Below are 11,918 nucleotides of genomic sequence, written 5' to 3' on the forward strand. Positions count from 1 at the left end.
CTGAACGATTCAGCTGGCCGCTGGGTCACGCCAGCGCTTGCGCGCGTGCAGGTAGGCGGCGGTGTCGTTGTAGCCGAGCAGCTCGCCGATCTGCGCGCGGCCGAAACCCTCCAGCTGGTAGTGCTGCTCCAGCTCGGCGCGCAGCAGGTCGAGCACCTGGCGAAAGCTCAGGTCCTGTTCCTCCAGGCGTCGGCGCAGGGTGCGCGGGCTCTGGTGCAGGGCTTCGGCGACGCTCTCCAGGCTCGGGGTCATGCCCTGCTCCAGGGCCTGGCGCGCGCTCGCGGCGACCTTCGCGGCCCAGCCGCCGAGCTGGCGGCGCTGGGCCAGGCGGCGGTCCAGTTCCTGGCACAGCAGCTCGACCATGCCGGCGTGGCGATTGAGCATCGGCAGGGCCAGGGTGGCGCGATCGAACAGCAGGCGATTGTGCGGCGCATTGAACTCGATGCGTTCGCCGAACCAGGGCCGGTACTGCGCGTGGTAGGTCGGCCGCGCATGGCGAAAGCGCGCACGCACCGGCAGCAGCGCCTGGCCGGTGCCGCGGCGCATCTGGGTCAGCGCCATCACCATGTAGTGCTCGGCCAGGAAGCGGGCCAGCTGCGGCGGCGCGTCGATCTGCAGCTCCACGCCCGCGCCCTCGGCTTCCTCGACCAGCCGCAGCTGGTCGCTGTCGGCGGCCAGGCTGGCGTAGCGCGCCCAGCAGCGGCTGGACTCGGCGACGTCGGCGCAGAACAGGCAGAGGTGGGCCAGCACGTGCCAGTCCTGGGGGCTGAACTGGGCGAACAGGTGCAGGCCGATGGCCGGGTCGTGCGCGGCGGCCGCCAGCCACAGCTGCTCCAGCTCGACCAGGCTGAAGTCCGACGAGGCGCTGGCGCGGCTCTGCAGGAAGCGTTCGAGGACCCGACCGAGGGGGCCGCGGTGGAAACGACGGGCCGGCAGATTGGCCGCTTCTCGGGTGTTTTTGTCCAGTTCGCGCATAGGGTCTCGGGCCGTTGTGGCTTCTTATGGGGCTGTCGCCCGGTGCGTCTGCCGGGCCCAGTCGAGGTTGCCATGAATCCAACAACAATCGCCAACAATCCCTCGTTCGTGGTCGGCGCCATCTTTCTCGGTTTCATCCTGCTGGAGCTGGCCTGCGGCTGTTTCCGCCAGGCCAGGGGCCAGTGGCGCGATGTCGCCATCGAGGTGATCGGCTCGAGCCTGCTGCTCGGTCTGACCTTCCCGCTGATCTTCTGGCTCTGCAGCACCCTGCTCGAGCACTGGGCGCCGCAGGCCCGCGATGTCCTGGTGGACCTGCCCTGGTACGCCGCGCTCGGCCTGCTGCTGCTGTGCGACGACATGACCCAGTACTGGTGGCACCGCCTCGCCCACCGGGTGCCCTGGCTGTATGCCCTGCACCGTGCGCACCACTCGGCGCCGTACATGAGCATCCGCATCGCCTACCGCAACAACAGCTTCTTCTACCTGCTGATGCCGGGCATCTGGCTGTCGGCGGCGCTGGTCTACCTGGGCCTGGCCGAGGTCTACTACGTCTACCTGATCGTCAAGATGACGGTGATCTTCGGCGCCCACAGCAGCCTGCCCTGGGACGACAGGCTCTACCGCATCCGCGCCCTGCGCCCGCTGATGTGGCTGCTGGAGCGGACCATCTCGACCCCGGCGACCCACTCGGCCCACCACGGCCAGAACGCCGCCGACGGGGTGACCCACTACAAGGGCAACTTCGGCAACCTGCTGTTCTTCTGGGACGTGCTGTTCGGCACCGCCAGGATCACCCGGCGCCGGCCGCCGGCCTTCGGCGTGGAAAATCTGCGCCCGGTCAGCTGGCAGCACGAGCTGTTCTGGCCGCTGGTGCGTAGCCGCCAGCCGGCCAAGTCTGCCACGCCCGGTGCCCTGGGCGAGGAGGCCGGGCAATGAGCCTGAAACTGGTGCTGCTGGCCGGCTCCAGCCAGGCGAACAGCCAGTCGGCCAAGGTCGCCGGCTACCTGCGCCGGCGCCTGCTGGAGTTGGGCCACTGCGCGGCGGCCGACGCCAGCCTGATCGACCTGGGCGCCACGCCCCTGCCGCTGTGGCCGGCCGAGGACCACGGCGGTGCCTGGGCCGATTGCGCGGCGCTGCTGCGCGAGGCGGACGGCGTGGTGCTGGTCAGCCCCGAGTGGCACGGCATGGCCAGCCCGGCGCTGAAGAACTTGTTCGTCTACGCCGGGCGCCGCGAGCTGGGGCACAAGCCGGGGCTGCTGGTCGGCGTCTCGGCCGGTCAGGGCGGCGCCTACCCGCTGAGCGAGCTGCGCGCCTCCAGCTACAAGAACTGCCGGCTGTGCTACCTGCCCGAGCAGCTGATCGTGCGTCAGGTTGAGGCGGTGTTCAACGGCGAGGCGGCAGTCGACGAGGACGATGCGCGCATCCGCGCCCGCGCCGACTGGACCCTCGACGTGCTGGTGCAATATGCGCGGGCCATGCGTCCCCTGCGCACGGCCATCGCGCCGAGCTTCGCCACCGGCATGTGAACGGCGGGCTACTTGCCGGCCGAGAGTCCGAAGTCGATCGCCAGGTCGGCGCCGGTGATGGCCTCGGCCTGCGGCTGGCACAGGTACCAGACCAGCTCGGCGACCTCCTCGGGACGCAGGAAGCGCGCCTCGCGACCCTGGGGATAGAGGCTCAGCAGCTCGCGCTTGTAGCCGGTGGGGTTGCCGTTGCCGTAGCGCTCGGCCTGGTAGTCGAGCATCGGCGTGGCGATGTCGCCGGGCGACACCGCATTGACCCGCACGCCATGCTGGGCCAGCTCCAGGGCCAGGGTCTTGCTCAGCATCACCAGCGCCGCCTTGCTCGCGCAGTAGGCCGCCGAGCCGCGGTAGGCCTGGCGACCGGCATCGCTGGCGATATTGACGATGCCGCCGCGGCTTTCCTTGAGGTGAGGGATGGCGGCCTGGCTCATGTAGAAGGCCGCCTTCAGATTGACCCCCATGACCAGGTCAAACTCGTCCTCCTCGAAGGTCTCCACCGGCCCCTCGCGCCAGACCCCGGCGGCGTTGACCAGCGCATCGAGGCGCCCGGTGGCGACCATGGCCGCGGCGATCAGGTCCTGGCAGTTGCGCGCGTTGCGCAGGTCGGCGGTGCTGCTGAAGTCCAGCGGTACCCGCGTGTTGAGCTCATGCAGGCCGGCCTTGTCGACATCGGTGGCCGCCACCCGCCAGTGGCTCTGGGAAAAGCGCTTGGCGATGGCGCGGCCGAGGCCGCCGGCGGCTCCGGTGATCAGAATGACGGGCGTGCTCATGGCGTGGCTCCTTTCGAGTGGCTGGTCCGTCCAGTGTAGGTAAGGCTGGATTGTCGGGTGTGATCGTCTCAGGCGTGGCTCAGGTACCAGCGCCAGTCCTGCTCGCCGACCTCGCCCATGAACTGGCGCAGCTCGGCCCACTTGATCGCCAGGAACACCTTGAGAAATTCCTCGCCCAGCGCCTGTCTGGCCCAGCTCGAGCCTTCCAGGGCGCGCAGGGCACTCAGCCAGTCGGTCGGCAGGGTCTCGCGCGCCAGCTCGTAGCCGTTGCCGACGATGGCCTGGCCGGGATCGATCTGGTTCTTGATGCCGTGGTGGATGCCGGCCAGGATCGCCGCCGCCGCCAGGTAGGGGTTGGCGTCGGCGCCGCAGATGCGGTGCTCGATATGCCGGCTGTGGGCCGGGCCGCCCGGGACGCGGAAGGACACGGTGCGGTTGTTCACCCCCCAGTTCTTGGCCAGCGGCGCATAGCTGTTGGCCTGGAAGCGCCGATAGGAGTTGGCGTTGGGGCAGAAGACCGCCAGGGCGTCGTCCAGGGTGGCCATCATCCCGCCGATGGCGTGGCGCAACAGCGTGCCCGGCCTGCCTTCAAGGTCGGAAAGCTCGCTGGCCATCAGGTTGTTGCCGTGCTCGTCGGCCAGGCTGACGTGCAGGTGCAGGCCGCTGCCGGCCTGGTCGCCGAACGGCTTGGCCATGAAGCAGGCCTGCAGTCCGTGCCTGTTCGCCACGCCCTTGACCAGGCGCTTGTAGCGCACGCCTTCGTCGATGGCCTGCAAGGCGTCGAAGCGGTGCTCCAGGGTCAGCTCCAGCTGGCCCGGGGCGTACTCGGAGATCGCCGTGCGCACCGGCAGGCCCTGGGCCTCGCAGGCGGCATAGAGATCGTCGAGGAACGGCTGCAATTGCTCCAGTTCATGGACGCCATACACCTGCGGTGCCTGCGGGCGCACGCCGTTCATCTGCAGCGCCGGCTGCGGCCGGCCGCCTGCGTCGCGCTGTTGGTCGAGCAGGTAGAACTCCAGCTCCACCGCCATCACCGGGTGGTAGCCGTCGGCCTTGAGCCGATCGATGGCGCGCACCAGCACATGCCGCGGGTCGGCCGGGGCGGCGGGCATACCCTGGCTCGGGTGCATGCTCACCTGCAGCTGGCCGGTGGCCTGGGCGCGCCAGGGTTGCAGAGTCAGGCTGCCGGGCAGCGGGTAGGTCCAGCAGTCGGCATCGGCCACTTCCCAGACCAGGCCGCTTGCTTCGACGTCTTCGCCCTGGATGGTCAGCGCCAGGATCGAGCTGGGCAGCGGCCGACCGTTCTCGTAGAGGGCCAGCAGCTCGTCGCGGTGCAGCAGCTTGCCGCGCGGGATGCCGTTGGCGTCGATCAGCATCAGCTCGATGCTGCGCACCTCGGGGTGCTGGGCGAGGAAGTCGCGGGCTTCCTGGGGATCGGCGAATTGCATGGTCATTTCATCACCTGATGGACGCGTTGTGCGCCGGAGCGGAGGTTGGATTATTCGCGGGCGCCGGGGATGGCCAGCAGTTCGCTGAGGGCCTCGTCGAGGGTGGCGATCAGCTGGTCGACATCGGCGGCGGTGGTGTCCGGGCAGCACAGGGTCATGTTGTGGAACGGGGTGATCAGGATGCCGCGGTTGATCAGGTACAGGTGCAGGGCCATCTGCAGCTCGTCGTGGAAGGCCGCTTCGGCCTCGGCGCCGGTCTTCGGCGACACCGGGCAGAACTGGAACTCGCTGCGCGCGCCCAGCTCGGTCACCGACCACTTCAGGTCGTGCTTGCCGATCAGGCGGCGGAAGCCGTCGGCCAGGCGCTTGGCCAGCGGCAGCATGTGGTCGTAGGCGGCCTGGGTCATCACCTGTTCCAGGTTAGTGCGCATGCAGTGCATGGCCAGGGCGTTGGCCGACAGGGTGGTGCCCATGCCGCTGTGGCCATGGCCGTGACTGTCCGCGCTGGCCTGCTGGCGGACGCGCTGCATGGCGTCGGCCATGGCTGCGCTGCAGCCGAAGATGCCGCAGGGCACGCCGCCGGCGATCGGCTTGCCGACCACGAAGAAGTCCGGGTCAAGGTTCCACAATTTTGTACAGCCACCCATATCGGTGGAGATGGTGTGGGTCTCGTCGATGATCAGCAGGCTGCCGTATTTGCGGGTCAGCTCGCGGCACTGCTGCATGAAGCCCGGCTCGGGCAGGACCATGCCGATGTTGGTCATCGCCGGCTCGCACAGCAGGGCGCAGACGTCGCCCTGGGCCAGCGCGGCCTCCAGGGCGGCGACGTCGTTGAACGGAATCGAGCGGCTGTGCTGGGTCAGGTCGTAGGCCTGGCCGATCAGGCCGGAACGGTGCGCGGTTTCACCGTCGCGGTAGCGCACCATCACGTCGTCGACCGTGCCGTGGTAGCAGCCGTCGAATACCAGCAGGGTCTTGCGCCGGGTGATGGCGCGCGCCCAGCGCAGCACATAGCGGTTGGAGTCGGTGGCGGTGGCGGTGACCTGCCAGAATGGCAGGCCGAAGCGCGCGGCCAGCAACTCGCCGCAGACCACCGCATCTTCGCCCGGGAGCATGGTGGTCAGGCCGTTGTTGCCCTGCTCGGCGATGGTCCGGGCGATCGGGTCGGGCGAGTGGCCGAACATGCTGCCGGTATCGCCCAGGCAGAAGTCGATGTAGGCGTGGCCGTCGACGTCATGGAAGCGCGCGCCCTTGGCCCGTTCGACGAACAGCGGCACCGGGGTCGACCAGTCGGCCATCCAGTGCATCGGCACACCGCCGAACAGCGAGTGGCGTGCCCGCTCGGCCAGGGCCACGGACTTCGGGTTGCGTTGCAGGAAGCGTTCGCGCTCACGGGCGGCGAAAGTCTCCACGGCGGATGGGCTGATACCACTGGCAGTCATGTTGAACACCTCGTTCGAATTTCTGCACATTCTTATTTGTGATCACAAATAAGTCAATGGGTCGCCATTGAGGCAATATTTGCTAGTATTGCCACAAATTTGTGATCACAGGAGTGGCGATGAAGACGCATTCGATCTGGCAGGACCAGGTGGCGCTGGTCAGTGGTGCCGGCAGCGACAGCGGCATCGGTCTGGCCATCGCCAGGCGCCTGGGCCGTGAAGGGGTGCGTGTCCTACTCAGCGCCAGCAGTGCACGGATCGAGCAGCGTGCGCGCGAGTTGCAGGCCGAAGGTATAGACGCTCGCGCGCTGGCCGCCGACCTCACCGACGAAGCGCAGGTCGCCGAGCTGGCCAGCTGGGCGCAGGCCCAGTTCGGCCGGGTCGACATCCTGGTCAACAACGCCGGCATGGCCATGCAGGGCAGCCCGGAGCCGTTCGCCGAGGTAATGGCGATGGACCTGGCGACCTGGAACCTGTCCCTTGCGCGCAACCTGACCAGCGCCTTCCTGCTCACCCGCGCCCTGCTGCCGGGCATGCAGGCGCGCGGCTATGGGCGCATCGTCAACATCAGCTCGACCACCGGCACCCGCGGCAGCAACCCCGGCGAGGCGGCCTACAGCGCGGCCAAGGCCGGCATGCTCGGGCTGAGCATGGGCCTGGCGCTGGAGGTGGCGAAGCAGGGCATCACGGTCAACAGCGTGGCGCCGGGCTGGATCGCCACCGGATCGAGCACCGACGAGGAGCGCCACGCCGCCGGGTACACGCCGATGGGCCGGGCCGGCCGCCCGGAGGAGATCGCCGGCGCCGTGGCCTTTCTCGCCTCGCCCGAAGCCAGCTACATTACTGGCGAGGTGCTGGTGGTCGACGGCGGCAACTGCCTGATCGAAAACAAGGCGCCCTGAGCGTTTCTGCGTCGGTCAGGCGTTGTTGCAGGGGTGCTCGAAAATGCTCATTGACTGCAGTCAACTCCGCTTTTCAAGCACCCCTGCGCCTAGCCTGCCGCTAGCAGAAGCGCTCAGCTTTCGTTGAATACTTTGGAGAACAGCATGCGCAACTGTCTACTGACCCTGGCCCAACTGCCTGCACCGCCACAGGGGCGCTGATTCATGGCCGACAACCTGCAGGAACAGCTGTACCAGAATATTCGCGCGGCCCTGTTGGCCGGGCGTTTCCAACCCGGCGAGCGGCTGAAGATCCGCGACCTGGCCGCCGAGTGGGGCACCAGCCCGATGCCGGTGCGCGCCGCCTTGCAGCGGCTGGTCGCCGAGGGCGCGCTGGAGGGAGAGCAGCAGCGTTCGGTGCGAGTGCCGGCGATGACCCGTGAGCGCTATGAGCAGCTGTTGCCGGTGCGTCTCAGCCTCGAGGGGCTGGCGGTGGAACTCGCCGCCGCGCGGATCGGCGCGGCCGACCTGGCGGCGCTGCACGACTGCATCACACGCATGGAGGGCGCGCTGGAGCGGCGCGACGTGCAGGCCTACCTGGCCGACAACAGCCGGTTCCACCTGCACCTGTACCAGGCCTGCGGCAATCCGGTGCTGCTGCGCCTGATCGAGTCGCTGTGGCTGCAGGTCGGGCCCTTCTTCAACCGCCTGTTCACCGAAGCCGACCTGTCGTTGCGTCTCAACGACTTCCACGAGGACGTGTTCCGGGCCCTGCAGAAAGGCGACGGCAAGGCGGCGCGGGCGGCGATGGAGCAGGACTTGAGTTTCTTCGGCCAGTTCCTGCTCAACCTGCTGGCGCTGGAGCAGGCCGAGACCAGTCTTCAGGGATGAGCCCGGTCCGCTCCGGACGGGCTCAGCTCTCCAGCCAGACGTCGCGCGCCCAGTGCCACACCGATTCCCAGCTTTCGTCCTCGTTGATCTCGCCGGTGTCGGCCTCCCACAGCAGCACGGTGCCGTCTTCCTCGACGCAGTAGTAGTTGCCATGGTCTTCGCATAGCGGCACCAGCTCGCGGGGCATGCCCAGCGACCAGGCCAGTGCGGCGACTTCCGGCAGGTAGGTATGCGATTGCGGGTCGGCGGCGGTGACCGGCTCCAGGCGGCCGTAGACCACGTCGCTGACCTGCAGCAGAAATTCGCGCAGGGCGAACGGCAGGTGAATGAGGATCTGTTCCTGGATCTCCACCAGGGTCTCCTCGTCCGGCAGTTCCAGCGGCACCGGTACCGGTTCGTTCAGTTCGCGCAGTTGTTCGATGACTTCTTCCACGGCAACGGGTCCTCGTGAGTCGGGAGAGGCTTTATACAGTAGCTGGCGCCCGGAAGAAAAAGCAGCCGGTTGCTTAGCGGGTCTGGCGGCAGCCTTCCATCCAGTGTTTCGGCCCGGTGCCCGGGCGCGAACTAAACTTCAAACACGACCCTTTCGCTTGATTGCCGCCTGCCCGGCAGGCGCGCAGAGGAGGTGGACCATGCACATGGCAGCAACCCTCAAACGCAGCCTGGAACAGGCTCAGTGTGAGTTCGACATAGTGCCTCACCCGCATTCCGAGACCAGCCTGGAGTCGGCGCGGGTGGCCAGCGTTCCGGCCGAGCGCCTGGCCAAACCGGTGATCCTCGACGATCGCAAGGGGCATTATCTGATGGCCGTGTTACCGGCCAATCGTCACCTGGACATGAGTATGGTCTGCAAGGGTGACGAGTTGTGGCATCTGAGCGCTGAAGCGGACATCGCCAGTTTGTTCAAGGACTGCGAACTGGGCGCGGTGCCGGCGATCGGCGAGGCCTACGGGATGAACATGCGGGTCGACCCGCTGCTGACCCGCCAGGAGGATATCTACTTCGAGGCCGGCGATCACGAGAGCCTGGTGCACCTGAGCACCGAGCAGTTTCTCAAGCTGGTGCCCCGTGCGGAAGTCTGTGAGCTCTGTCCGCAGCCCGGCTAGGCCGCCGCTCTTCGTCTGGCGTCGGTCGATCGCCCGGCGTCAGCCGCATCGGGTCGGGCGGCCGTCGAACAAGGGGCGGCGCTGAGTCGGCGGAGATAAAAAACCCCAGGCGGGCCTGGGGTTCGAGAAGCGCAAGGGCCGATCAGTTCTGGCGGATGCCCGCCACCAGCCAGGGCTGGTTGTCGCCGACCGCGCGCTCCAGGCGCCAGCTTTCGCTGAAGGCCTCGCCTTGGTCGAAGCGCGAGGTCTTGGACAGGCCGCTGAAGGTCAGGGTGGCGACGGTCTTGTCGCTCAGGTCGTCGACGCCGTCCAGTTGCACCTCGAGGTCGTCGATATAGGTGGACTGGAAGCCGTCACCCAGGTCGGCGCGCTCGCGCTTGAGGAACTCCAGCAGCTGCGGGGTGACGAACTCGCCGATCTTGTCCATCTCGCCCGCATCCCAGTGTTGCTGCAGGCTGAGGAAGTGCTCGCGGCCGGCGGCGACGAAGCTCTGCTCGTTGAACCAGGCCGGGGCATTGATCACCGGCTTGATCGCGGCGCTGCCGCTGCCGAAGATCGGGCTGGCACTGGCCGGCATTTCCCGCTGGTAGGGCGCACCGCCAGCGGGGGCAGGCTGGGCGGCCTGGCGACGGGCGGCGAGGAAGCGGAAAAGCAGGAAGGCGATCAGGCCGAAGATCAGCATGTCCATGATCTGCAGGCCTTCGAAGCCGTCACCCATGAACAGCGAGGCGAGCAGGCCGCCGGCGGCCAGGCCGGCCAGCGGGCCGAGCCAGCGCGAGGCGCCGCTGGTGGCAGCGGGCTGACGGGTGGCGGTCGAGGTCGCGGTGCTGGAGGTGGTCGACGGCTGCACCTGGCGGGTCTGGTGGCTGGGCGCCGAGCCGAAGGACTTGGCACCGCCAAAGCGCTTGGCGTGGGCTTCGAAGCTGAAGGTCAGCGCCAGGCACATGACCATGGCGATACTGAGGAAACGCTGCATCGAGGAGTACTCTTGGTGGCTGGAACTCTGCGCGGCATCTTGCCTGCCGCCCGAAGCGAAGGCCAGCCTCAGAGTGTTTCGGGCTTTTGCCTTGCGTTTGCCCTCGCATCACGGGGGCGCAGCAACAGGCTCAGCGGCCCGCCACGCAGCTGCCGGCGCAGCAGGGCGCGGAACTCGGCGGCGTCTTCCTCGGGATGGCGCAGCCAGTGGATAAAGCAGCGCAGGTAGACGCCGGTCAGCAGGCTCTCCTCGGCGATGCGCCGCAGGTGCAGGGTTTCCCGCTGTGCCGCCTCGCGCCACCACTGCACGGTGCGGCTGATGCGCAGCAGGCCGAGCACCTGCAGGTGCAGGTGCCCGGGCTCGAGCTTGTACAGCAGCATCTGCCCGGTCACGTCGCGGTGACTGGCCAGGCAGTCGAGCCAGGCGACCAGCAGTTCTTCCAGGCGCCGGGCCGGCTCCAGGGCGAGCAGGTCGGCGGCTTTGCTGCGCGCCAGCAGGGCCCTGTCGGCGCGGTCGAACCAGGCCTCGACCAGTTGGTCCTTGTCCCGATAATGCTCGGCGATGGCATCCAGGCCGACGCCCAGTTGGGCCGCCACGTCGAACAGGCGCAGGCGTTCCCAGCCACAGGTATCGGCCAGCTGCAGGGCCGTATCGAGAATCTTCGGCGCGGTGACGGTTGGCTTTCTCATCGACTCACCTCGCAGTCGAGTATGGGCCGGCAGACGCCGAATGCAGGCTGGAAACGACAAACGGAGCCCGAGGGCTCCGTTTGTGCGGGTTGCCGAGGTGACTAGCGCCAGTTGTAGAGTTCTTTCTCGGAGAGCTGGTGCATCTGGCTGACCTGGGCCTGGAAGGCCGTCATCGACGCCCAGATGCGCCCGTTCAGCTCGCTCTGCGCGGCCAGTTCGCCGAGTACTGCCTCGGACTGCACCTGCATGGCCTGCAGTACCTCGTCGGGAAAACGCTTGAGCTGGGTGCCCTGCTGCTTGAGCTGATCCAGGGCCATGGCGTTGTGGTAGACGTAGTCGTCGAGCATGTCCTGGTTGGCGGCGCGGGTCGCCTCGGTGAGAATCGCCTGCAGGTCGGCCGGCAGGCTGTCGAGGGCCTTCTGGTTGATCAGTAGTTCGAGCACCGCCTGGGGTTCTTGCCAGCCCGGGTAGTAGTAGAACTTGGCCGCCTTGTGCAGGCCGAAGGCCAGGTCGTTGTAGGGACTGACCCAGTCGGTGGCGTCGATGGCGCCGGTCTGCAGGGCGGTGAATATCTCGCCGCCGGGCAGGTTGACGGTGGTCGCACCGAGGCGTGACAGCACCTCGCCGCCCAGGCCCGGCATGCGGATCTTCAAGCCCTGGAGGTCAGCCAGGGTGTTGATTTCCTTGTTGTACCAGCCGCCCATCTGCATGCCGGTATTGCCCACCGCCAGTGGCTTGACGCCATAGGGAGCATAGGCCTCGTCCCACAGCGCCTGGCCACCGCCGTGGCTCAGCCAGGCATTCATTTCCGGGGTGGACAGGCCGAATGGCACGGCGGTGAAGAACTGTGCGGCCGGCACCTTGCCCTTCCAGTAGTAGGCGGCGCCGTGACCCAGTTCGGCGGTGCCGCGCGACACCGCATCGAACACCTCCAGCGGCGGCACCAGTTCGCCCCCGGCGTAGACCTTGATGGTCAGGCGTCCGCCGCTCATGGTCGCGACCCGCTCGGCCAGGCGTTCGGCGGCGGTGCCCAGGCCCGGGAAGTTCTTCGGCCAGGCGGTGACCATCTTCCACTGGAAGCTCTGCACCGGCGCGGCGGCCTGCTCGCTGGCGGCTTGTTCGTCCTTGCAGCCGGCCAGGCCGAGCGTGGCGAGCAGCGCCATGGCGGCGCCGAAGAGGTTGCGGCGATTCATCGAAAATCTCCCTGATTGGGCAAT

At 67.8% G+C, this 11,918-nt stretch carries 13 protein-coding genes; 5 read left to right on the top strand and 8 right to left on the bottom strand.

All coding sequences use genetic code 11. The features are described from left to right. Positions 1 to 9: 9 nt before the first annotated feature. On the bottom strand, positions 10 to 975 hold the full coding sequence (locus AB5S05_RS01235; RefSeq protein ID WP_369285587.1) for an AraC family transcriptional regulator ligand-binding domain-containing protein: 966 nt from the start codon (positions 973 to 975) through the stop codon (positions 10 to 12). Positions 976 to 1,047: 72 nt separating this feature from the next. Here AB5S05_RS01235 and AB5S05_RS01240 point away from each other — a divergent pair, with 72 nt between their 5' ends. Together AB5S05_RS01240 and AB5S05_RS01245 are read left to right on the top strand one after the other, a co-directional pair. Next, entirely contained in the window at positions 1,048 to 1,911 is an 864-nt protein-coding gene (locus tag AB5S05_RS01240; RefSeq protein WP_369285588.1) for a sterol desaturase family protein, read from the top strand. Continuing rightward, positions 1,908 to 2,501, top strand: a complete 594-nt coding sequence (locus AB5S05_RS01245; protein ID WP_369285589.1) for an NADPH-dependent FMN reductase — start codon at positions 1,908 to 1,910, stop codon at positions 2,499 to 2,501. Before AB5S05_RS01240 ends, AB5S05_RS01245 begins: the two co-directional genes overlap by 4 nt. A gap of 8 nt (positions 2,502 to 2,509) precedes the next feature. On the opposite strand, the gene AB5S05_RS01250 is transcribed toward AB5S05_RS01245, so the two are convergent. The 3 genes from AB5S05_RS01250 to AB5S05_RS01260 form a co-directional block, all read right to left on the bottom strand. Further along, positions 2,510 to 3,268, bottom strand: coding sequence for an SDR family NAD(P)-dependent oxidoreductase (locus AB5S05_RS01250; protein WP_369285590.1), 759 nt, complete (start codon positions 3,266 to 3,268; stop codon positions 2,510 to 2,512). Positions 3,269 to 3,336: 68 nt separating this feature from the next. After that, positions 3,337 to 4,716: a glutamine synthetase family protein gene (locus AB5S05_RS01255; protein WP_369285843.1), complete on the bottom strand. Its 1,380-nt coding sequence runs from the start codon at positions 4,714 to 4,716 to the stop codon at positions 3,337 to 3,339. A gap of 50 nt (positions 4,717 to 4,766) precedes the next feature. After that, the gene (locus AB5S05_RS01260) at positions 4,767 to 6,158 is read right to left on the bottom strand and encodes an aspartate aminotransferase family protein (protein WP_369285591.1); all 1,392 of its coding nucleotides are present in this window, start codon (positions 6,156 to 6,158) and stop codon (positions 4,767 to 4,769) included. A gap of 119 nt (positions 6,159 to 6,277) precedes the next feature. Here AB5S05_RS01260 and AB5S05_RS01265 point away from each other — a divergent pair, with 119 nt between their 5' ends. Next, a complete protein-coding gene (locus tag AB5S05_RS01265; protein WP_369285592.1) occupies positions 6,278 to 7,060 on the top strand; it encodes an SDR family NAD(P)-dependent oxidoreductase in 783 nt (260 codons plus the stop codon). Positions 7,061 to 7,264: 204 nt separating this feature from the next. Further along, complete coding sequence (locus AB5S05_RS01270; protein ID WP_369285593.1) at positions 7,265 to 7,930, top strand: GntR family transcriptional regulator; 666 nt, start codon at positions 7,265 to 7,267, stop codon at positions 7,928 to 7,930. 22 nt (positions 7,931 to 7,952) lie between these two features. Here the strand turns inward: AB5S05_RS01270 and AB5S05_RS01275 are convergent, their stop codons facing one another. Next, positions 7,953 to 8,363, bottom strand: coding sequence for an SMI1/KNR4 family protein (locus AB5S05_RS01275; RefSeq protein WP_369285594.1), 411 nt, complete (start codon positions 8,361 to 8,363; stop codon positions 7,953 to 7,955). A 199-nt stretch (positions 8,364 to 8,562) separates the two neighbouring features. Between AB5S05_RS01275 and AB5S05_RS01280 the strand changes: the two genes are divergently transcribed. After that, positions 8,563 to 9,036, top strand: coding sequence for an aminoacyl-tRNA deacylase (locus tag AB5S05_RS01280; RefSeq protein ID WP_369285595.1), 474 nt, complete (start codon positions 8,563 to 8,565; stop codon positions 9,034 to 9,036). 142 nt (positions 9,037 to 9,178) lie between these two features. On the opposite strand, the gene AB5S05_RS01285 is transcribed toward AB5S05_RS01280, so the two are convergent. The 3 genes from AB5S05_RS01285 to AB5S05_RS01295 all read right to left on the bottom strand — a co-directional run bounded on the left by AB5S05_RS01285 (position 9,179) and on the right by AB5S05_RS01295 (position 11,894). Continuing rightward, positions 9,179 to 10,012: a Tim44 domain-containing protein gene (locus tag AB5S05_RS01285; protein ID WP_369285596.1), complete on the bottom strand. Its 834-nt coding sequence runs from the start codon at positions 10,010 to 10,012 to the stop codon at positions 9,179 to 9,181. Between the two features lie 68 nt (positions 10,013 to 10,080). Then, positions 10,081 to 10,701: a TetR family transcriptional regulator gene (locus tag AB5S05_RS01290; protein ID WP_369285597.1), complete on the bottom strand. Its 621-nt coding sequence runs from the start codon at positions 10,699 to 10,701 to the stop codon at positions 10,081 to 10,083. Between the two features lie 101 nt (positions 10,702 to 10,802). Further along, the gene (locus AB5S05_RS01295) at positions 10,803 to 11,894 is read right to left on the bottom strand and encodes a TRAP transporter substrate-binding protein (protein WP_369285598.1); all 1,092 of its coding nucleotides are present in this window, start codon (positions 11,892 to 11,894) and stop codon (positions 10,803 to 10,805) included. Between the last annotated feature and the right edge of the window lie 24 nt (positions 11,895 to 11,918).

It is taken from the genome of Pseudomonas zhanjiangensis, assembly GCF_041027545.1.
Taxonomy (GTDB): domain Bacteria; phylum Pseudomonadota; class Gammaproteobacteria; order Pseudomonadales; family Pseudomonadaceae; genus Aquipseudomonas; species Aquipseudomonas zhanjiangensis.